Below are 19,083 nucleotides of genomic sequence, written 5' to 3'. Positions count from 1 at the left end.
CGCGCGGCCGACCCGGGAGGACCGCGCCGCGGGCTGACCACGGCCCCCCGCGTGCCCGACCACACCGGACGTGCGCGGCATCTCGGGGCGCGTCGTCCCGCCCGGCGGGCGTGCTCCCTGCCGGGCGCGCGGTCAGCAGATGCGGTGTCTCCGGTCGGAAGCCGAGGGGCGTACGTGGCCTCCGGCGCGGGAAGGGGCCGACGCCGGCCAGGGGCGGCGTCCGTCGGTGCCGTCCCTGGCCGGGCGTCGGGTCAGCCCGTCGCGTCCACCAGGGCCAGTTCGTGCAGCCGTTCCGGTGGGCCCGGGCGGGCGTAGTACCAGCCCTGGGCGGTGTCGCAGCCGAGTATGCGGAGTTGTTCGGCCTGGGCGCCGGTCTCCACGCCCTCGACCGTGACCGCGAGGTCGAGGCTGTGGGCGAGCGAAACGATCCCCTCGACGATCTTGAGGTCGACGGGGTCGGCCGGGAACTGCTGCATGCCCTGGGTGAAGGACCGGTCCAGCTTGAGCACGCTCACCGGCAGGCGGCGCAGGTTGGCGAGGTTGGAGTAGCCGGTGCCGAAGTCGTCCAGGGCGATGTCGACGCCCATCTCGGCGAGCCGGCGCAGCGGTTTGAGCAGGTCGTCGTCGGCGCCGATCAGCGCCGATTCGGTGACCTCCAGGCACAGGGCCTGCGGTTCGACGCCCGCGCGTTCCAGGATCTCCACCGTGTCCTGCACCAGCCCGGGGTGGTGCAACTGGCACGGCGAGAGGTTCACGTTGATGCGCAGCGGGCCGAAGGGGTCGCCGTCCCCGCCCCGTTCTCGCCACTCCCGGGCCTGCCGGACGGACTGTTCGAGGACCCAGCGGCCCAACGGCACGATCAGCCCGGTGTGTTCGGCCAGCGGGATGAACCGGTCGGGGCCGAGCACCCCGTGCTGCGGGTGCAGCCAGCGCACCAGCGCCTCGGCGCCGCGCACGCTGCCGTCGCCGAGGTGGACCAGCGGCTGGTACTCGATGAAGAACTCGCCCCGCTCCAGCGCCGCCGGGAGGGCGGTGGTGAGGCCGTGGCGGGTGATCGCACGGGCGTCGGCCTCGGGGTCGGCGAGCTCGAAGCGGTTGCCGCCCGCGGACTTGGCCCGGTACATGGTGATGTCGGCGCTGCGCAGCACCTCCGCCGCGCTGCGCTCCGCCGCAGGCCCCTCCACGATGCCGATGCTGCCGCGCACGGTCAGCTCACGGCCGTCGATGCGCACGGGCGCGACCAGCACGTTCTGGATGCGGGCGGCGAGTTCGTCGACCTCGCTGCGGGTGTCGGGGCCGGTGGTCAGCGCCACGAACTCGTCGCCGCCGAGGCGGGCCACCATCTCGCCGGGCGCGGTCGCGCAGGACTGGAGCCGGTCGGCGACCTCGACGAGCAGCTGGTCGCCGGCCGCGTGGCCGAGGCTGTCGTTGATGGTCTTGAAGCCGTCCAGGTCGAGGTAGCACAGGCCGAAGCGCTGGTGTTCGCCGGCGCCCAACACCTTCTCCAGGCGCTCGAAGAACAGTGTGCGGTTGGGCAGGCCGGTGAGCGCGTCGTGGGTGGCCTCGTAGCGCAGCCGCAGGTTGAGCAGCCGGCGCTCGGTGGTGTCCTCCATCAGGGCCAGCTGGTACTGCGGGTTGCCGTCCGCGTCGCGCAGCAGGGACACCGTCAGATTGGTCCACAGGACCGTTCCGTCAGGGCGGTAGAACGCCTTTTCCAGGTGGTAGTGCTCGCGTTCGCCGCGCACGAGTTCGTCGTACAGCTTCCAGGTCTGCGGCGCGTCCTCGGGGTGCGTCCACTCCCTGACGTTGCGGCCGTGCATGGTCTGTTCGGAGATGCCGAACATGCGCAGCAGGGCGCCGTTGACCTGGAGGATGTTGCCTTCGAGATCGGCCATGCCGATCCCTATCGCGGCGCCCTCGAAGACCGCGCGGAAGCGGGCCTCGCTCGCGTGCAGCGCCTGCGCGACCACGCCCTGGGCCTGCAACGCGGCCCGTGCGATGGCCTCCTGCTCGGCGAGGGTGCGCTCGCGCAGGGCCTGGGCGTATCCGGCGGCCATGGCGTGCTGCAGCCGGGAGGCGCGGGTACGCAGGTCCTCCTGGGGGCCGTCCTCGCCGCAGTAGAGCACCAGGTAGGCGTCGACGCAGTCGAGGGCGCGGCTGAGCGCCTCGGGGTCGGTGCAGTGCGCCTCGACGAGGGCCGCGCCCACCGCCCTGCCCGCGTCGGCGTCGAAGGTCCTGGCCAGCAGCGCCTCACGCAACCGCCGGGCCGACGGCAGCAGTTCTTCCTCGAACTCCGGCCGGGTCAACGACGTCGACGTCACCGGGAACACGGCCCGGCTCCAGATCGTCGCGAAGCGGCGCAGTCTGTCCTCCGGCTCGTCCGGCGCGGCCGTCACGCGGTACGCCCCACGCCGGCGAAACCGGAGAAGGCATAGGGATCCTCGTCCTCCGGCGCTGTCTCCGGCCGCCACTCCGGCATGGGCACCAGTCCGGGTTCCACCATGTCGTACCCCTCGAAGAACCGTGCGATCTCGTCACGCGAGCGCATGATCAGCGGATTGCGGATGTCCTTGTACACGCCCACCGCTCCCTCGGCCCGCTTCTGGGGCAGCGGGATTCCCTCGTACGAGGCATGGCTGAGGACGAGCACGCTGCCGGGTGCCAGCGCCGCGCCGAGCTCGGCCACCGCCGCGTACGGGTCGTCCGCGTCCTCCACGAAGTGCAGTATGGCAACGAGCAGCAGCGCCACCGGCCGGTCGAAGTCGATCAGATCGCGCACGCGCGCGCTGCCGAGGATGTCCTGCGGCTTGCGCAGATCGGCGGCCACCACGTCCGCGTCCTCGTTGCCCTCGAGCACGGCCTGGCTGTGCGCGACGGCCACCGGGTCGTGGTCGACGTAGACGACGCGGGCCCCGGGGCGTGCTGCCTGGGCGACCTCGTGGACGTTGCCGAAGGTCGGTATCCCCGAGCCGACGTCGAGGAACTGGGTGATGCCCTGGCCGGCCGCCCAGCGCACCGCGCGCCGCATGAACGCCCGGTTCGCCTGCATGATCTTGGGGAGTCCCGGCATGAACTCCATGGCCTTGCGGGCCGCTTCCCGGTCGACCTCGAAGTTGTGCGAACCGCCCAGGAAGTAGTCGTAGATCCGCGAGACGCTGGGCACCGAGATGTCGATGCTCCGGGGGGCCCAGGCGGGACGCTCCATCTATCTCTCCAAGGCGTAGGCGATCCGGTGTTCGAGCTGAGGCTACTGATCGCCCGCCAAAGGGGCGAGTGGAAACGGAAATTGACCGTCCGTTCCCGGTCACTGCCTGCGGCACGTGCCGGATCGACTTCCCCGAAGGGCCTACGAAAAGTACCCGGGACATTCCGGAGAGTTCCGGAAGGCCTGAAGGGCGGCGAAAGTCTACGCACACCCGGGATGAACGGGAAAACGGCGATCCGCCCCCTCCGTGCGGCGCAGAGGGGGCGGACCGGGGGTCGAACGCGCTCGTTCAGCAGGTGCGGGGATCAGCCCTGGGGAGGTGATCGCTACTGCTTGGGCGCGCCGACCAGCTCTCCCTTCGGGGACACGGCGTACCAGGTGCCGCCGACACCCTGGCCGTTGATGTCGCCGGGGGACTTGTCACCGGAGAAGGTGTAGATCGGGAAGCAGTTGATGGTCTGCTGCTTGTCGCCGTCGGACCGGGTGAAGTTCATGTAGCCCTTCTCCTGGATCCCCTTGGTGTCGGCGAAGTCGACGGGGTCGACGATCGGCCACTTGTCCCGGCAGGCGTCGTTGCAGTTCGAGACCGGCTTCGGCCACGCCTTGTCGTTGAGGAAGCGGTAGACCGTCATGCCGTTCTTGTCGACGACGATCTCACCGAGCTTGGGGTCGTTGCGGACCGACAGACCCGCGCTGGCGGACTCGGCCTTGGCCTTCTTGCCGTCGGGGGCCAGCGCGAACCACTTGTTGCCCACGCCCTGGCCGGTGGTCTCACCGGGGTTGGCGTCCTTGGCGTAGTAGTAGGCGGGCCAGCCGTCAACGGTGAGCTGCTTGGTGCCGTCGGACCGGGTGACCTCGCCGAGCAGCGACTTGTCGATGCCGTCGCCGGCGCTGACGTCGTCGGCGGAGACCGGCGGCCAGGCGGCGGCACAGTCGTCGTCGCAGTTCGACTTCGGGGGCTCGGCGGTGTCCGCGTCGAACCGGTAGAGGGTCATGCCCTTCGAGTCGGTCAGGATGTTGCCGAGTTCGGCGTTGGTGGAAATGGCCAGCTCGCCCGCGGCGCCCTGGGCACCGGCCCCGCCGGCGGCGCTCGGGCTGGCGCTCGTACCGGTACCGACACCGCCGGTGATGCCGGTGCCGGTGCCGCTGCCGACGCCCGCGATGCTGCCGGCCTGGGCCGTGGCGCCCACGTTCTGACTCGACGCAGAGCCGCTTTCCTGACCGCACGCCGTCGTCAGCGTCAGCACGCCCACGACGCTCGCCACGAGTGAGGCGCTCCGCCAGGAGGTCTTCATCGTCAACAACTCCCTGATAGTTCAAAGGATGTTGCAGCGCCCTGCTGCGCCGCCGCACGGCACTGGGTACGCATGGCGGGCGTCGTTGTGTTCAAACGCGGCACAAATTTCTTTCCGACGTCTGTGATCCGGGGGGCCGGGGACTGCTTCCGGCCAGGCCGCGGAGCGTGCCGCGGGCTGCGGCGGCGCGCGCCGCGGGGGTCGCACACTTGTGCGCGGGGTGGACGCGCGAACATCCGCCCGCCAAACCCCGGGGCGCGGACTTCCCCCGTTCGGGGCAATCCCCTCGAGCTGGGGCGTACGGGGGCGTGGCGCGCCGCATGATCTCCGTCGTGCATGGACCCGAACCGACCCGATCCGCCCTCGTCGCCAGGGCGTTGTCCCTGGTGACCGCGGCCTGGATCCTCGCGGCCGCGCCGGCCGGGACGGCCGCGGCCGACGCGTGCGCGTACGCCTCGACGGGCCCGGACGGCACCACGGCGGTGGCGGTCGCGGGAAGCCGCTCCTGGCCGACGCCGCCGACGCCACCGGCACCGGCACCGCCGAAGTTCCCCGAGCCCCCGATGCCCACGGTCTGCCCGACCCCGAAGCCCCCACCGCCACCCCCACCTCCTCCGCCGCCTCCGCCCAAGCCGGAACCGAAGCCCACCCCGACGCCGAAACCGACGCCCAGGCCCACACCTCCCCCGAAGCCGAGCCCCAGGCCGACCCACCGGCCCGCGCCGAAGCCCCCGCCGCCCGCTCCCGCGGCACCGCTCCCCCGGCCGACGCCCACCCCCACCCCCCCGCCGAAGCCGAGACCCACGCCGCCCAAGCCCACGCCACGCCCCTCGGCGACCCCCGTGAGCTACCCGGCGTACCACTCCGCGCCGCGCCCGCGGCCGTCCGGCGACAGCACACCGCCGGTCACCTACGTCCTGCTCATCACCGTGCCCGCGCTGGCCGCCGTCGCCGCGCTGCGGCCCCGCTAGCGCCGATCCAGGAGGCCTGTCTTGCCGGAATGGCTTGTTCTCACCTTCGCGATGCTCGCCGCCTGCGCGGTGGTGATCATCGTGACCCTCGTACGGCACCGCACGGCGGCCGAGGACGAGGACCCCTCCGAGACGCCGGACGTCATCGAGTACATGACGATGTGGATCGGCGTGGTGTACGCCATCGTCCTCGGGCTGGCCATCGCCGGTGTCTGGGACGCCCGGGGCAGCGCCGAGGACCACGTCCAGGCGGAGGCGCAGGCGCTGCACGAGATCTCGGAGCGGGTGCGGGTGTACCCGGCCGACGTCCGTGACCGCATTCGGGAGGATGTCAACGCCTATGTCGGACACGTCGTCACCACGGAGTGGAAGACGATGAAGGACAAGGGCGAGGTGACGGAGCGCGGGGACGAACTCCTGCAGCGGGTCCGGGTCGACGTCACCGACTACGAACCCAAGGACGACTTCCAGGCGCAGGCCTACCAGCCGCTCCTGGACCAGATGGCCGCCGCGGACGAGGCGCGCCACGCCCGGGCGGGCGCGACCGGGGCGACCATGCCCGGAGTGGTGTGGTTCGGGCTGCTCGCCGGCGGTGTCATCACCATCGGCATGGTCTTCGCCCTGCAGATCCGGCGCACACCCCGCGAGCTGGTCCTGGCCGGACTGTTCTCCGCCCTGATCGCCTTCCTGCTGTTCCTCATCTGGGACTTCGACGCGCCCTACAGCCGGGGCATCAGCGCGTCCGCCGAACCCTTCCTGACCCTGTTCCCCAACGCCGGGGGCTGACCGCGGGGCCCGACGCACCGTCGCGGGGACGGACGCGGCCGCCACGCCGTGGCCGTCCCCCGTTCGCGGCAGCGGATGTCCCCCGAGCGGCCCACGCCTATGCCCCATTCGCGCGACTGCGATCGCGCGGACGCACACCTGTTCCTAGCGTTTCGGTCACCGAGGTGTATTTCCGGCACGAGCGGAACAGGTCCGCAGCCGCTCCTCGGGGACCGGAGGATCCGCCATGCCCGCGATACGCGTCGCCTCGGCCGCCCTGCTGTGCCTGACGGCTCTGACCGTCGCCGCACCGGCCGCCGTGGCGAGCGACGACGACGACCACTACGTCATGTCCGGTGGCTACGGGTTGCTGCCCGCCACCGTCGTGGTGGGAGGCCAGGTCACGCTCCAGGTGGACCGCGGCGCGAGTGGCTGCAGGGGGTCCGTGACGGTGTCGTCGGAGGTGTTCGGGGCGGTCGTCATCCCCAGCGGCTCGACGTCGGCGGTGGCGCTGGTCGACCGGGAGGCGAGGGTCGGGGCGGTGTACCGGGTGACGTTCACGTGCGGCGGCCTCAGTGCCGTCAAGGAGCTGACCGTCTCCGCCGGGCACGGGCCCACCGAGGAGCCGTACCCGGTCCCCGAGGGGGTGCACGCCGGTGGGGGCGGCACCGTCGCCGGCTTCGATCCGAAGGAGATCGGCCTGGGCGCCGCGCTGGTCGCGGGCTCGGTCGGGGCGGCGTACCGCCTCTCGCGTCGGCGCGGCGGTGTGGACGGCGTCTGACGGCACCGCCCGGGGCGGTGCCGTCAGGTGTGTGCGAGCACGCGGCTCAGACGCGGCGTTCGGCGCGGCGGCGCATCCAGAACACTCCGCCGCCGGCCACGGCCGCGGCGACGAGCCCGCCGCCGATGGCGATGTCGGTCGGCGTGGCGCCGCTGGAACTGCCGCCGCCGAGACCGCCGCGGACACCGCCGAGGACGGTGAACGCGCGGGGGCTGACCAGGGTGCGGCCGGAGCAGTTGACGGTGAGGTCGTAGGTGCCGGGGCGGGCGTTGCCGCTGATGGTCGCGGTGCCCCTGGCGGACTGGTTGCCACCGCCGCCGAACGAGCTGAGGGTGGCGGTCCCGAAGGCGTCCGAGGTCATGGTGCCGCCCCCCGGGCAGCCGTCGATGGTGACGGTGATCTGGCCACCCCGGGCGATCACGCTGGGCAGGACGACGATGTTGATCGGGCTGATGTTCACGCCGTCGCGCGCGACGGCCACGGGGGCCGCGAGGCCGAGGGCGGCGACCGCGGCGGCGGAGACCGCCGAGGCCGTCAGTAGACGAGTGGTGCGCATGTGATCCTCCGCGGAAGGCGCCCCGGGTCCCGTCCCCGGTCTGTCGGCGAGAGAACGCCTCCCGCAACGACCCTCAGTTGCCGTGCACGCGCCCGCATTTCGGGAATGGTCCGTCCTGGTGAGAGGACACGCCGGGGGACAAGCACGCAATCGGATATCGCCGCAGGTCACGGACCGTCAGAAAATTACTTTCGGTGGCGACTCGGATGGCGCACCGAAAGACGCGGCGGCCACCCGTTCGCACGTGAGCCGTCGCCGGTTTCCGATAGGGGACTTAGCGTTCTGCTATGCGCGAAGGGACGCGGCGGCGGCCGCGTCGAAAGGGGATGCCGCATGTCTGCGTACGAACTGTTCGAGGTGGCGGAAGAGGAGGAACGGCGGAGAAGGCGTGCCCCCTGGGGCGTGATAGCGCTGGTGCTGCTGACCGGTCTCGCGCTCATCCGGAATGGTTCGGGGGAGTTCGACTTCGGCCCGCCGCAGCCCGCCTCGGCGGCGGCCCCGGACAGCCGTAGCACCGCGGGCGCCTTCGGGCAGGCGCCGGACCCGCTGCCGTACGCGCTGCCCGACCGGGTCGCGATTCCCGCCATCCAGGTGAACGCCCCGGTGGTGCCGGTCGGGCTCGACGCGGACGGCTGGGTGGGGGCGCCGCCGCCGGAGGACCCGAATCTGGCGGGCTGGTTCACCGGTGGGGTGTCGCCCGGTGAAAAAGGCACGGCGGTGGTGGTCGGCCATGTCGACAACAAACTGGGACCGGCCGTTTTCTATGGACTCGGGGCATTGAAAAAGGGAAATAGCGTCGAGGTGACCCGCAAGGACGGAAAGACGGCGGTCTTCGAGATCTACGGCATCGAGGTCTTCGCGAAGAACAACTTCCCCGGCGACCGCGTCTACGCCTCCAAGGGGGCGCCCGAACTGCGGGTCATCACCTGCGGGGGCGGTTTTTCGAAGGCGAACGGATACGACGGGAATGTCGTCGCCTTCGCCCGCCTGGTCGAGGTCCGCTGAGCGGTTCCCGGCCGGGCGGGCGGGGCGGTCCGGTCAGGTGTACTGCCGTTTCGGGACGGTGATGTGGTAGCCGGCGTCCAGCAGCCGGGGCAGATAGCGGCGCAGGGCCTTGACGCTCTGGGTGCGGTCGCCGCCGGCGTCGTGCGAGAGGATCACGACGCCGGGGCCGGCGCCCTTGCGGACGCGGTCGACGATGGTGCGGGTGCCGGGGGTGGTCCAGTCGAGGGTGTCGACCGTCCAGGCGAGGGGTTCCATACCGAGTTCGGCGCCGAGCTGGAAGGCGGCGCGGTTCCAGGCGCCGTAGGGGGCGCGGAACCAGCGGGGGCGCTCCCCGTACCCGGATTCGATGACCTCGCTGGTGCGGGTCATCTCGGAGCGGATCCGGCGGCGGGAGAGGCTGGTGAGCAGGGGGTGGGACCAGGTGTGGTTGCCGACGACGTGCCCCTCGTCGGCCATCCGCGCCAGCAGGTCCTGGTGGTCGACGGCCATCTCCCCGCACACGAAGAACATCGCGCGGACGTCGTACTCGGCGAGGATGTCGAGGATGCGGGGGGTGTAACGGGGGTCGGGGCCGTCGTCGAAGGTCAGCACCATGGTGCGGCCGCGGCCGGGCAGCCTCAGCAGCGGTGCGCGGCGGACCGGGGTGCGGCCGGGGGTGGTGGGCGGCGGACCGTATCCGGTGAGCGGCTGGAGTCGGTAGGCGGAGGGCTTGAGCGCGAGGCCGCGGGCCGGCGCGCCGGAGGCCGGACCGGCGGCCTTGCCCGATGTCCCGTCCGGACCCCACGCGAACAGTCCTGCGGTTCCGGCCGCCCCTGCGGCGGCGGTGGCGCCGACGAGCAACACCCGGCGCCGCGTGAACAACTGATCCGTCTTCATGCACTCATCAGTCGCCCGCCCGGCCCCGGCCGCACCGCACCGGTCACACGATTCCACCCTCCGGCGCAGCGCCGATTCAGTCCCAGGAGTTGAAAACGGCTCCCCCCAGCGTGGTGCCGCGGTGGTGGGCGGCCTGCCGCCGGCCGAGCTCGCGGTGCGGCCCGGGCAGGGGCCGGACCTGGGGGTTCCGATAGCCTCGGGGCCGTGACGGAACAGCACTCGCAGCAGCCCTCGCAGGAGCCCTCGCAGCGGTTCGAGCGGGGGACGGACGGCCCCAAGGTCATCCTGGTCGGGGTCGACGGCTCCGACTCCTCCCTGCGTGCCGCGGCCTACGCGGGCGGTCTGGCCCGCCGCCAGCACGCGCTGCTCGCCGTCGTGTACGTGCAGCCGGTGATGGCGGCGGGTGCGGCCTTCGGGGTGCCGGTGGCGGAGACGACCGGGCAGATCGCCGAGGACCTGGTCGCGCAGATCCGGGAGGCCACCGAGCGCATGCGCGGGATATTCGACGTGCGCTGGGAGTTCCACACCTTCCACGGCGATCCGTTCACCGGGCTGTCGAAGGCCGCGGACGAACTGAAGGCCGACGCGGTGGTGGTGGGCGCCTCCGAGCAGGCCGGACACCGGATCGTGGGCTCGGTGGCGGTGCGGCTGGTGAAGGCGGGACGGTGGCCGGTGACGGTGGTGCCGTAGCCGCAGGTGCTGTTCGGAGGGTTCAGAGGGTGCGGAGGAACTCCCGGATGGTCGCGGTGAACTCCTCCGGCTTCTCCATGTTCGGGTAGTGCCCGGTGCCCTCGATGAGCACGGACCGTCCGTTCTGGACGGTGTCGGCCAGCCGCCGCGCCGCGGTGATCACGTCGGCGGTCTCGAGCGCGCCGTTCAGGGTGAGCACCGGGACGTCGACCTTCGGCAGCCGGGACCAGGTGTCGGTCACCCGCACGAGCCAGTCCTTCTCTCCCGGGGTGTGCTTGGAGAGGGTGCTGAGAGCCATCTCGCGCAGTCGGCGCGGGATGTCCGGGGCGACGTCGTCGAGCGTGCGGCGGGGGCCGGGGGCGTAGGCCAGGAAGGCCTTCATCCAGCCCTCGATGTCTCCCGCGGCCAGGGCGCGCGTGGTCTCGGCCTGGATCTCCTGGTGCCAGGGGTCCGAGTCCTCGAACTCGCCGGTGGAGGCGCCGCACACGACGGCCGCGCGGACCAGCTCCGGGTGTTCCAGCAGCGTGTCGCTGACGATGATGCCGCCCATCGAGACGCCGACGAGTACGGCGGGGCCCGCGTCGAGGTGGCGCAGCAGCTCGGCGAGGTCGTCGGTCCAGCGGAACGGCCGTGACGCGTTGGCGGAGGAGCCGTGGCCGCGCACGTCCGGCGCGATCACCCGGTGGGTCCGGGCGAGCGCCGGCAGCTGGGCGTCGTAGACATGGTGGTCGACGAATCCGGAGTGGACGAGGACCACGAGGTCCCCGGCCCCGGCCTCGCGGTAGGCGAGGTCGCCGTCGGAGGAGGTGAAGTACTTCAGTTCCGAAGCAGCAGTCATGACAACCAAGGTGTCATCCTTCCCAGATTTTGGCAACCTGGTTGTCATGTGGGGGGCGTGCATGATGTGGGGGTGAACGACACCGCCAGTCCCGCAGCCGCCGACGACCGCGACGCACCCCTCCCGCCCGACGAACTGGGCCGGCGTCTCGCCGAGGTCTTCGACCTCGTCGGACCGCTCTACCGGCGCGCGTTGCGCAAGGTGGAGCAGGGCGAGACGGTCGAAGGCGCCTCGGTCGGCGTCCGTTCCGTGCTGGACCTGCTGCGCAAGAAAGGGGACATGACGGTTCCGCAGATGGGCCGGGTCATGGCGCTGAGCCGGCAGTTCGTCCAGCGCATGGTCAACGACGCGGCGGCACAGGGGTGGGTGGAGAGCATCCCGAACCCGGCCCATCAGCGCTCGTCGCTGATCCGGCTCACCGAACCGGGCCGGGCGCTCGTCACCGCCGTCCTCGACCGCGAGCACACCCTGAACCGCCAGGTCGGCGGCGGCCTCACCGACGCCGAGGTCCGCGGCTGCGTCCGTGTGCTGACGGAGATGCTGAGGACGTTCGAGCACGTCGACGTCGAGGAGTGACCGCCTACTCCCCCATCACCAGCCCGTCCTTCGCCGCGCCCCGGCTGAGGACGACGTCCCGGATCCGGTCGCGTACGCCCTGGACACCGGCACCCCGGGCCAGCGCCTCGTTGAGGTCGACCACCCGGCCCGCGTCGACGTCGAACTGCTGCGGCACGAACTCCGCCCTGGCCACCTCCCAGCGGCCGCCGGCCCGGGCGGGCGGGACGAAGGTGAAGCGGGCGACGGTCGACTCGTTGCCGCGCGGGTCCTGGACGCCCTGGAGGTTGAACATCTCACCGGCGATCTGGTCGCCCATGCCGTAGACGACCCAGGTGCCGTTGACCTTCTCGTACGCCTGCGGGACATGGGCGTGGGTGCCGAGGATCAGGTCGATGTCCGGGCGGTCGCCGGTGCGGGACGCGGTGAGCGTGCGGGCGACGGCGAGCTGGCGGTCGTCCGGCGCGTCCTGCCACTCCGTACCCCAGTGCAGGGAGACGACGACCACGTCGGCGCCCGCCTTCCGGGCGGCCTTGGCGTCGGCGCGGATGCGGTTCTCGTCGAGGAGGTCGACGGTCCAGGGCTGTCCCTGGGGCACCGGGGAGCTGGTGCCGTAGGTGTAGGCGAGGTGGGCGACCTTGGCGGGGCCCGCGCGCAGCAGGGTGACCGAGTCGGCCTCGGACGGGGAGCGGGCGGTGCCCGCGTGCCGTACGCCCGCGCCGTCGAGGGCGTCCAGGGTGCGCTGCACACCGGCCACGCCGTCGTCGAGGCTGTGGTTGGAGGCGGTGGAGCAGCCGTCGTAGCCGGTGGCGGCGAGGGCCTGGGCGATCTCGGGCGGGGACCTGAAGACGGGGGAGCCGGTGTAGAAGCCGTTCGCGCCGTAGACGGTCTCCATGTGACACAGAGCCAGGTCGGCCCGGGAGACGACGGGTTTGGCGTCCTCGAACATGGGGCGGAAGTCGTAGCCGGTGCCGCCGGCGTCGAACTGGGCGCGCTCGATGACCGAGCTGTGCGGGATGACGTCCCCGGAGGCGACGAGGGTGAACCCGCGGGCGGCGGAGGAGGCCGGGGGACCCGGCCGCTGGGGCGGTTGCCGCTCATGGGCCTGGCAGGCGGCGCCCGCGGCGAGGAGGGCGGTGACGGCCAGGGCCACTTGGTGTCTGCGCGCGAGGAACATGGATCACCCCGCTTCGGATGGATTGTCATATTTACGCATGCTTCACTCCTAGCGCATCACCCCGGACAGACCGACCCGCCGCTCCCGACGGCCCGCCCGTTGCGCGCGAACGGCCTAAGCACCCGCCCCGATCCGGAGGACGGACCCTCATCCCCGACCGTTCGTCGAACCGTTCGTCGACGCGATCGACCGTCCGTCGCAGAGCCGTGTGCGCGCCCTGTCCGGAACCGGTCCCTTGCGGTGCCATACGCCCATGACCGCCGGAACCACCCTCACCACACGGACGACGACCGCCGACCACGAACTCGCCGCACTGCAGCGCGAGCACGGCCGGCCGCTCTTCGCGCTGCTGCTGAGGCTCTGTGACGGCGACCGCCAGCGCGCCGAGGACCTCGTCCAGGAGACCCTCGTCCGCGCCTGGCAGCATCCCGAAGCCCTGCGCACCGACGCCTTCGAGTCCGTACGGCCCTGGCTGCTCACCGTCGGCCGGCGGCTCGCGATCGACGCGCGGCGGGCCCGGCAGGCGCGGCCCCCGGAGGTCGGGGACGCGGTGCTGGAGAACGCGCCGGTCTGTGCCGACCACGCCGAGCGGGCCGCCGCGACCCTCGATGTGCGCGAGGCTGTGAAGACACTCACTCCCGAACACCGTGAAGTCCTGGTGCTGGTGTACTTCCAGGGGGCGAGTGTGGCGGAGGCCGCCGAAACCCTCGGCATCCCGCCCGGTACCGTGAAGTCCCGCGCGTACTACGCGCTGCGCGCCCTGCGCCGGGTGCTTCCCGGCTACGCGCCCGACCTGGGCTGAAACCCACGGCCGAGTCAAGCCTTCGTAAAGCGCCTTGCCGAGGACCCCGGTTGAGTAATCGGGTGTCCTTATCCGTGTTCCGGACTGAGGGCCGGCCACCGGACTCCAGGGGCCCGGCGACGGGCGACGCGCACGCACCGGAGGAAGGCAGGAAGGGATGCTGCACAGAGGTCATCAGAGCACGGACGGCGCCGGCGGCGGTGAACTGACCGTCCCCATGGCCTGGTTGTACGCCGAGTACATCGCCGACGAACTGCTGCGGACCGGCGATCTGATGCCGCCGACGTCCTTCGAGTTCCGCGCCGGGCGCGACGCCCTGGCGCTCACCATCTTCCTGTCCGACACCGACGGCGAACTGCCCGGCATCCGGGTGGTCACCCAACTGGAGACCTGGCTTTCGCTCACGGCGTACGACCAGCCGTGGCAGGACTGGGTCGCCGAACGTATGGATCAACTGACGGCCGAGGCCGCCGAGTCGGAGGGGCCCGCTCCCGATCTGGAGCTGGCCGCGGCGGCCTGGCGATGGCTGGAGGAGACCGAGCTGCTCGCCCCCGATCTCAACGCGGTGCCGGGCGGTACGCCGGTCGGCGAGGACGAGGGACCGAAGGTCTGGACGCCCGCGTGGCAGCTCGGACTGCCCCTCGGACACCTCGCGATCCATCTTTTTTAGATTGGGACCAATCCGGGGACCCGGCCGCTCCGAACATCTGGGTCACGATTCGGTACGCGCCTGAGTGATTCGAGTGCCTGGTCCGTACCGGTGGGAGCAAGGAGTAACCCCACTGGCACTCAACGGCACGAGGTTTCGGCATGAGGTCCCTGGAGAGGCATCGCGACGTCGGCGCGTACGCGCTCGGCGTGCTGGACGAGGCGGAGGCCTTCCGCTTCGAGGACCACCTCATGGAGTGTCCTCAATGCGCGGCGGCGGTCACGGAGTTCGGCCCCACCGCGCGGCAGATGATGCTCTACCGGCGGGCCACGCCGCGCACCGTGCACCCCTTCGCGGGGCCCGGGCCGCGGATGCTGGACAAACTGCTCGCCGAGGTGGCCGTCCGGCACCGGGCCGCCCGCCGGCGGGTCATGTTCGCCCTGGCGGCCTCCGTGGTGATCGCGCTGGTCGGCCCCGCAGTCGCGATGATGGCGGGCGGCGGCAGCGAAGGCGACGACGCGGTACAGGTCACCGCCACCGACGAGAAGTCGGGCGTGTGGGCGCAGGTGACCATCGAGGACGAGGCGTGGGGCAGCGACATCGAGCTGCAGGTGAAGGACGGGGCGGGTCCCCGTGACTGCCGGTTGATCGCCGTCGGCCACGACGGCTCCGAGCAGACCGTCACCAGCTGGAACGTTCCCCTGCACGACGCCCGCCCGAACACGATGAAGGGCGGCACCGCCTATCACCCCGACGAGGTCGCCCGGTACGAACTGCGCACGGCCGAGGGCGAGCACCTGGTCACGCTGCCCTCCCACTGACACCGGCCCGGAGTGAGTTCAGGTCACTTCGAGGACGACGTTCAACCAAAAGCCCGCACAGTGATTTCACCGGACAGCGATTCCTCCGGACGGTGATTCCGGGCAGCATTCCGCTCGGAGAAATCCGACAAATCGTGATTTGCGTCGGCACGCGTTTCGGCACAAAATGTTGTCGAGACGTGGAGCCAACGATGGAAAAGACTTTGCGAATCCTCCTGACCGAGGAAGGCGCGGAAGCCGAGGACATCGCGGCACTGACCGGCTTTCTGCGCGAAGAACTGCTGCAGCTCGACGTGGACGAGGTCACGACGGTCACCGGCGAGGAAGAGCTCCCACCCGGCGCCCGGGCCGTGGACGTCACCACGATCGGCGCCCTGCTGGTGAGCCTGGGGAGCTCCGCCGCCGGACTGTCCCAGGTCATGAACGCCCTCCGGGACTGGCTCGGCCGCTGCCGGGGCTCGCGCCCCACCCTGCGGCTGACCCTGGACCACGACGAGCTGGAGATCACCGAGGCGACGACGGAACAGGTGTCGGAGGCGTTCGACCTGTTCGTCAGCCGCCATTCCACGATCGAGGCGTGAGCCATGACCACCACCCGGCATGCGCTGATCATCGCCAATGACCAGTACGACGACCAGGGCCTCAGACAATTGCGGGCACCGGCGCAGGACGCCGTCTTGCTCGCCGAAGTCCTGGGCGATCCCGAGGTCGGCGATTTCGATGTGGAAGTGTTGAGAAACGAACGGGTGGATGCCATCCGGCGCGGCGTCGAGCGTTTCTTTTCCGAGGGCAGCCGCGAGGACACGCTGATGGTGCACTTCTCGTGTCACGGCCTGAAAAGCGAATCCGGATCCCTGTATTTCGCCGCCCGTGACACGGAGCCCCGGCTGCTGGAGGCGACGGCGATCTCGGCGCAGTTCGTCCGCCACTGCATGTTCCGCACCCGGGCCCGGCGCACCGTGCTGTTCCTCGACTGCTGCTACGGCGGCGCGTTCTCCCGGGGCGCGTCCTCGGTCCGCGCCACCGGGGACGTCCACGTCCTGGAGTCCTTCGCCGGGGAGCGGCTCGGCGGCGGACGGGGCTGGGCCGTGATCACCGCCTCCAACTCCATGGAGTACGCCTTCGAGGGCACCGAGCTCACCCGGACCGCCGCCCCGCGGCCCTCCGTCTTCACCCACGCGGTGGTGGAGGGCCTGACCACCGGTGAGGCCGACCTCGACGCGGACGGCGAGGTCTCCCTGGACGAGTTGTACGAGTACGTCTTCGACCACGTCCGGCAGCAGAGCCCGAACCAGACGCCGGGCCGCACCGTCGACATGCAGGGCGACATGTACCTCGCGCACAGCCGGCGACGGCGCATCGTGGCCAAGCCGGTCCCGCCGGCCCTGCGCAAGGCCATGGAGGCCGCCAACTTCTACACCCGGCTGGGTGCGGTGGCCGAACTGCACGCCTGGCTGGAGAGCACGGACCTCGCCAAGGCGCTGGGGGCGCGCGAGGCGCTCGAGGAGATCGTGCAGAACGACATACGGGTGGTCTCGGACGAGGCGAGGAAGGCCGTGGCCGACTCCGATCTGCGGCCCGATCCGGTGCGGCTGGACTTCGGCCGGGTACCGCAGGACGCGCAGGCCCCGCACCGGCCCGTCCATCTGCTCGGCCCGCCCCTGGCCCACACCGTCACCGCGCATCCCGCACCTCCGGCGGGCGACTGGCTGCGGGCGGAGGAGTCGCCCGAGGGGCTGGACGTCAGCATCGACACCTCCAAGCCGGGGCGGCTCAGCGGGGAACTGCAGCTGAGGGGCGCCGCCGGTGAGGTGACGCTGCGCGTGGAGGCGGAGGTCGTACCGGCACCCGTCCCCCAGCCCGAGCCCGAGGCACCACCTCCCCCGCCTCCCCCTCCCCCGCCACCGCCGATGAGACGACCGGTGGAGGAAATCCTGCCCACCGCCGAGCCGGCACGGGGAGCCGTCGCGGGCGGCGTCCACGACGAGCCGACGAGGGGAGACGGGGTCGGCGTCCATGGCGGGGCTGGAGTGCCTAAAGTGCCTGGCGGGCCGGCGGGCGGGGTACCTGGCGCGCCGGTGGGTGCGGGCGGGGTGCCCGGCGGGCCGGCGAGCGGGGGCGGAGCCGAGGGCCCGGGCGGGCCGACGAGCGGGGGCGGAGCCGAGGGCGTTGGCGCGCGAGCGACAGGCGGTCAGAGCGGGGTGCCTGGCGGGCCGGCGGGCGGGGTACCCGGCGCGCCGGTGGGTGCGGGCGGGGTGCCCGGCGGGCCGACGAGCGGAGGCGGAGCCGGGGTCCAGGCCGGGCCGACGAGCGGGGGCGGGGGCGGGGCCGGCGCCCTTGGCGCGCCGACGAGCGGAGACCGGGGCGGGGTGCCTGGCGCGCCGACGAGCGAGGGCCGGGGCGAGATGTTCGGCGGGCCGACGGGTGACGGTCGTGCCGGGGTTCATGACGGGCCGGGATGGGGCGGGGGCCATGCCGGGGTTCATGACGGGCCGGCGAGCGGCGGCCGGGCCGAAGTCCACGACAGGCCGACGAGCGAGGGCCGGGCTGCCGGGGGCAAGGGCGGGCCCGCGAGCCGGGGCGGAGGCCTGCTTCGGGGACGCCTGCTGAGGGGCAACCGCGGCACGGGCCACACCCCTCCCCGCGCCGCGCCCCATGGCAACGCACCCGCCCACGGCGACGGCGGAGCGCCGACCCGGCCGGGCGGGACGTCCGCGTCGGTCCGCGAGGAGCCCGCGCCGCAGCGACCGCCCGCGCCGGGCCGGGCGCCCGCGCCCGCACGCTCGCCCGGGCCCTCGGCCGGTACCACCGGTCGGACCCGGACGACGACCGCACAGCGGGCACCGGTGCTCGCGGGGTGCGCGCTGGTCCTCGCCGTCGTCTCCGTCGGCACCGCCGCACGGGCCGTCTTCAAGGGGTGGTCGGCGCTGCAGGCGCTGCAGGACCTGAAGGGCGACCTCGGGGACCACGTCCGCGACTCGGGCATGTTCGTCGCGCTCATCGCCTCGCTGGTCACGGCGGCGGTGGCCCTGCTGCTGTGCGCCCTCGCCCGGCACGAACTGGAGGCGCGCCCGCGCCACTACACGAGTTCCTCGGCGGGTACGACCGGCTCGGTGATCTGGACGGCGAGGCTGCTGGCGGTCCCGGCACTGGTCGTGGGGGCGATCATGGTGATCGCGTACCCGATCACCAACAGCGTCTGGTGAACCCGGCTCCCGCCGGCGTCACTTCAGCAGCCGCGACATCCGCCGGTCCGCGAGTGGTTTGCCGCCGGTCTGGCAGGTGGGGCAGTACTGGAGGGAGGAGTCACTGAAGGCGACCTCGCGGATGGTGTCGCCGCAGACCGGGCAGGGTTCCCCGGTGCGGCCGTGGACGCGCAGCCCGCTCTTCTTCTCGGCCTTCAGCCGCCCGGCGGCCAGCCCCCGGGAGCGCTCGACCGCCTCGGTGAGCGTGCCGCGCAGGGCCTCGTAGAGGGTGTGGGTCTCCTGCGGGGTGAGGGAGGCCGCGAGTTTGAACGGGGACATCCGCGCCGCGTGCAGGATCTCGTCGCTGTAGGCGTTGCCGACACCCGCGATGAGGCTCTGGTCGCGCAACGCTCCCTTGAGCTGCCGGCGTTCACCCGCCAGGAGCGCGGCCAGGCGCGGTTCGTCGAAGTCGGCGGCGAGGGGGTCCGGGCCCAGGCGCGCCACGCCGGGGACCTCCTGCGGGTCGTGGACGACGTACACCGCGAGCCGCTTCTGGGTGCCGGCCTCGGTGAGGTCGAAGCCCTCGCCCGTCTCCAGGGCGACCCGCAGCGCGAGGGGGCCCTTGCCGGGGCGGGGCGGGCCGTCGGGCAGGCGGTCCTTCCACTGCAGCCAGCCGGCCCGGGCGAGGTGGGTGACGAGGAACGGGCCGCCCTCCGTCTCCAGGCCGAGGAACTTCCCGTACCGGTGCACCGCGGTGACCTCGTGGCCCTCGACGGCGGCGAGGGGAGGGTCGTACGTCTTCAGGACGCTGATCGCCACCGGCAGCACGCGCACGATCTCATGGCCGACGGCGTGCTCGGTCAGGAAGTCCTTCAGCGCTTCGACCTCGGGGAGTTCCGGCATACGTCCAGA

At 72.1% G+C, this 19,083-nt stretch carries 19 protein-coding genes; 11 read left to right on the top strand and 8 right to left on the bottom strand.

Going from position 1 to position 19,083, the window contains the following annotated elements:
- Window positions 1-251 precede the first annotated feature (251 nt).
- The 3 genes from ACIRF9_RS09235 to ACIRF9_RS09225 form a co-directional block, all read right to left on the bottom strand.
- Window positions 252-2,396 (bottom strand): putative bifunctional diguanylate cyclase/phosphodiesterase, encoded by a 2,145-nt coding sequence (locus ACIRF9_RS09235; protein WP_403818522.1) that lies wholly within the window; start codon window positions 2,394-2,396, stop codon window positions 252-254.
- Complete coding sequence (locus ACIRF9_RS09230; protein WP_403818520.1) at window positions 2,393-3,205, bottom strand: SAM-dependent methyltransferase; 813 nt, start codon at window positions 3,203-3,205, stop codon at window positions 2,393-2,395. The genes ACIRF9_RS09235 and ACIRF9_RS09230 overlap by 4 nt, the downstream gene beginning before the upstream one ends.
- Before the next feature lie 326 nt (window positions 3,206-3,531).
- Window positions 3,532-4,500 carry an SCO0930 family lipoprotein gene (locus ACIRF9_RS09225; RefSeq protein ID WP_403818518.1) on the bottom strand — a complete coding sequence of 323 codons (969 nt, stop codon included), beginning with the start codon at window positions 4,498-4,500 and terminating at the stop codon, window positions 3,532-3,534.
- Between the two features lie 842 nt (window positions 4,501-5,342).
- On the opposite strand from ACIRF9_RS09225, the gene ACIRF9_RS09220 reads away from it, so the two are divergent.
- From ACIRF9_RS09220 to ACIRF9_RS09210, 3 genes are all read left to right on the top strand, one after another.
- On the top strand, window positions 5,343-5,471 hold the full coding sequence (locus tag ACIRF9_RS09220; RefSeq protein WP_403818516.1) for a hypothetical protein: 129 nt from the start codon (window positions 5,343-5,345) through the stop codon (window positions 5,469-5,471).
- 21 nt (window positions 5,472-5,492) lie between these two features.
- Entirely contained in the window at window positions 5,493-6,257 is a 765-nt protein-coding gene (locus tag ACIRF9_RS09215; protein ID WP_403818515.1) for a hypothetical protein, read from the top strand.
- A 226-nt stretch (window positions 6,258-6,483) separates the two neighbouring features.
- Window positions 6,484-7,017: a hypothetical protein gene (locus tag ACIRF9_RS09210; protein ID WP_403818513.1), complete on the top strand. Its 534-nt coding sequence runs from the start codon at window positions 6,484-6,486 to the stop codon at window positions 7,015-7,017.
- Window positions 7,018-7,063: 46 nt separating this feature from the next.
- On the opposite strand, the gene ACIRF9_RS09205 is transcribed toward ACIRF9_RS09210, so the two are convergent.
- Window positions 7,064-7,573 (bottom strand): hypothetical protein, encoded by a 510-nt coding sequence (locus ACIRF9_RS09205; protein WP_403818511.1) that lies wholly within the window; start codon window positions 7,571-7,573, stop codon window positions 7,064-7,066.
- A gap of 333 nt (window positions 7,574-7,906) precedes the next feature.
- Between ACIRF9_RS09205 and ACIRF9_RS09200 the strand changes: the two genes are divergently transcribed.
- Window positions 7,907-8,578 carry a class F sortase gene (locus tag ACIRF9_RS09200; RefSeq protein WP_403818510.1) on the top strand — a complete coding sequence of 224 codons (672 nt, stop codon included), beginning with the start codon at window positions 7,907-7,909 and terminating at the stop codon, window positions 8,576-8,578.
- A 33-nt stretch (window positions 8,579-8,611) separates the two neighbouring features.
- Here ACIRF9_RS09200 and ACIRF9_RS09195 read toward each other — a convergent pair whose 3' ends face one another.
- Window positions 8,612-9,454, bottom strand: a complete 843-nt coding sequence (locus ACIRF9_RS09195) for a polysaccharide deacetylase family protein (RefSeq protein WP_403818508.1) — start codon at window positions 9,452-9,454, stop codon at window positions 8,612-8,614.
- 204 nt (window positions 9,455-9,658) lie between these two features.
- On the opposite strand from ACIRF9_RS09195, the gene ACIRF9_RS09190 reads away from it, so the two are divergent.
- Window positions 9,659-10,144 carry a universal stress protein gene (locus ACIRF9_RS09190; RefSeq protein WP_403818507.1) on the top strand — a complete coding sequence of 162 codons (486 nt, stop codon included), beginning with the start codon at window positions 9,659-9,661 and terminating at the stop codon, window positions 10,142-10,144.
- Window positions 10,145-10,166: 22 nt separating this feature from the next.
- On the opposite strand, the gene ACIRF9_RS09185 is transcribed toward ACIRF9_RS09190, so the two are convergent.
- Window positions 10,167-10,982, bottom strand: coding sequence for an alpha/beta fold hydrolase (locus ACIRF9_RS09185; RefSeq protein ID WP_403818505.1), 816 nt, complete (start codon window positions 10,980-10,982; stop codon window positions 10,167-10,169).
- A 66-nt stretch (window positions 10,983-11,048) separates the two neighbouring features.
- Here ACIRF9_RS09185 and ACIRF9_RS09180 point away from each other — a divergent pair, with 66 nt between their 5' ends.
- Entirely contained in the window at window positions 11,049-11,558 is a 510-nt protein-coding gene (locus ACIRF9_RS09180) for a MarR family winged helix-turn-helix transcriptional regulator (protein WP_403819021.1), read from the top strand.
- A 4-nt stretch (window positions 11,559-11,562) separates the two neighbouring features.
- Here ACIRF9_RS09180 and ACIRF9_RS09175 read toward each other — a convergent pair whose 3' ends face one another.
- Window positions 11,563-12,714, bottom strand: coding sequence for a CapA family protein (locus ACIRF9_RS09175; RefSeq protein WP_403818503.1), 1,152 nt, complete (start codon window positions 12,712-12,714; stop codon window positions 11,563-11,565).
- A gap of 253 nt (window positions 12,715-12,967) precedes the next feature.
- On the opposite strand from ACIRF9_RS09175, the gene ACIRF9_RS09170 reads away from it, so the two are divergent.
- From ACIRF9_RS09170 to ACIRF9_RS09150, 5 genes are all read left to right on the top strand, one after another.
- Window positions 12,968-13,516 (top strand): sigma-70 family RNA polymerase sigma factor, encoded by a 549-nt coding sequence (locus tag ACIRF9_RS09170; RefSeq protein ID WP_403818501.1) that lies wholly within the window; start codon window positions 12,968-12,970, stop codon window positions 13,514-13,516.
- 157 nt (window positions 13,517-13,673) lie between these two features.
- On the top strand, window positions 13,674-14,186 hold the full coding sequence (locus ACIRF9_RS09165) for a hypothetical protein (RefSeq protein WP_403818499.1): 513 nt from the start codon (window positions 13,674-13,676) through the stop codon (window positions 14,184-14,186).
- 140 nt (window positions 14,187-14,326) lie between these two features.
- Window positions 14,327-14,986 (top strand): zf-HC2 domain-containing protein, encoded by a 660-nt coding sequence (locus ACIRF9_RS09160; RefSeq protein WP_403818497.1) that lies wholly within the window; start codon window positions 14,327-14,329, stop codon window positions 14,984-14,986.
- Between the two features lie 191 nt (window positions 14,987-15,177).
- Window positions 15,178-15,567 carry a hypothetical protein gene (locus tag ACIRF9_RS09155; RefSeq protein ID WP_403818496.1) on the top strand — a complete coding sequence of 130 codons (390 nt, stop codon included), beginning with the start codon at window positions 15,178-15,180 and terminating at the stop codon, window positions 15,565-15,567.
- A gap of 3 nt (window positions 15,568-15,570) precedes the next feature.
- On the top strand, window positions 15,571-18,192 hold the full coding sequence (locus tag ACIRF9_RS09150) for a caspase family protein (RefSeq protein ID WP_403818494.1): 2,622 nt from the start codon (window positions 15,571-15,573) through the stop codon (window positions 18,190-18,192).
- Between the two features lie 18 nt (window positions 18,193-18,210).
- On the opposite strand, the gene ACIRF9_RS09145 is transcribed toward ACIRF9_RS09150, so the two are convergent.
- Window positions 18,211-19,074 (bottom strand): Fpg/Nei family DNA glycosylase, encoded by an 864-nt coding sequence (locus ACIRF9_RS09145; protein WP_403818492.1) that lies wholly within the window; start codon window positions 19,072-19,074, stop codon window positions 18,211-18,213.
- Window positions 19,075-19,083: the final 9 nt, after the last annotated feature.

Source organism: Streptomyces sp. NPDC096132 (assembly GCF_044763345.1).
In the GTDB taxonomy this organism is placed as follows: domain Bacteria; phylum Actinomycetota; class Actinomycetes; order Streptomycetales; family Streptomycetaceae; genus Streptomyces.
The sequence above is the reverse complement of the archived record's forward strand: the minus strand, read 5'-3'. Positions and strand labels throughout refer to the sequence as shown.

Excerpts from the sequence above, each read along its gene's own strand:
- ACIRF9_RS09230 (WP_403818520.1), bottom strand. The coding sequence starts at position 3,205 with ATGGAGCGTCCCGCCTGGGCCCCCCGGAGCATCGACATCTCGGTGCCC.
- ACIRF9_RS09225 (WP_403818518.1), bottom strand. The coding sequence starts at position 4,500 with ATGAAGACCTCCTGGCGGAGCGCCTCACTCGTGGCGAGCGTCGTGGGC.
- ACIRF9_RS09210 (WP_403818513.1), top strand. The coding sequence starts at position 6,484 with ATGCCCGCGATACGCGTCGCCTCGGCCGCCCTGCTGTGCCTGACGGCT.
- ACIRF9_RS09205 (WP_403818511.1), bottom strand. The coding sequence starts at position 7,573 with ATGCGCACCACTCGTCTACTGACGGCCTCGGCGGTCTCCGCCGCCGCG.
- ACIRF9_RS09200 (WP_403818510.1), top strand. The coding sequence starts at position 7,907 with ATGTCTGCGTACGAACTGTTCGAGGTGGCGGAAGAGGAGGAACGGCGG.
- ACIRF9_RS09195 (WP_403818508.1), bottom strand. The coding sequence starts at position 9,454 with ATGAAGACGGATCAGTTGTTCACGCGGCGCCGGGTGTTGCTCGTCGGC.
- ACIRF9_RS09185 (WP_403818505.1), bottom strand. The coding sequence starts at position 10,982 with ATGACTGCTGCTTCGGAACTGAAGTACTTCACCTCCTCCGACGGCGAC.
- ACIRF9_RS09175 (WP_403818503.1), bottom strand. The coding sequence starts at position 12,714 with ATGTTCCTCGCGCGCAGACACCAAGTGGCCCTGGCCGTCACCGCCCTC.
- ACIRF9_RS09170 (WP_403818501.1), top strand. The coding sequence starts at position 12,968 with ATGACCGCCGGAACCACCCTCACCACACGGACGACGACCGCCGACCAC.
- ACIRF9_RS09165 (WP_403818499.1), top strand. The coding sequence starts at position 13,674 with ATGCTGCACAGAGGTCATCAGAGCACGGACGGCGCCGGCGGCGGTGAA.
- ACIRF9_RS09160 (WP_403818497.1), top strand. The coding sequence starts at position 14,327 with ATGAGGTCCCTGGAGAGGCATCGCGACGTCGGCGCGTACGCGCTCGGC.
- ACIRF9_RS09155 (WP_403818496.1), top strand. The coding sequence starts at position 15,178 with ATGGAAAAGACTTTGCGAATCCTCCTGACCGAGGAAGGCGCGGAAGCC.
- ACIRF9_RS09150 (WP_403818494.1), top strand. The coding sequence starts at position 15,571 with ATGACCACCACCCGGCATGCGCTGATCATCGCCAATGACCAGTACGAC.
- ACIRF9_RS09145 (WP_403818492.1), bottom strand. The coding sequence starts at position 19,074 with ATGCCGGAACTCCCCGAGGTCGAAGCGCTGAAGGACTTCCTGACCGAG.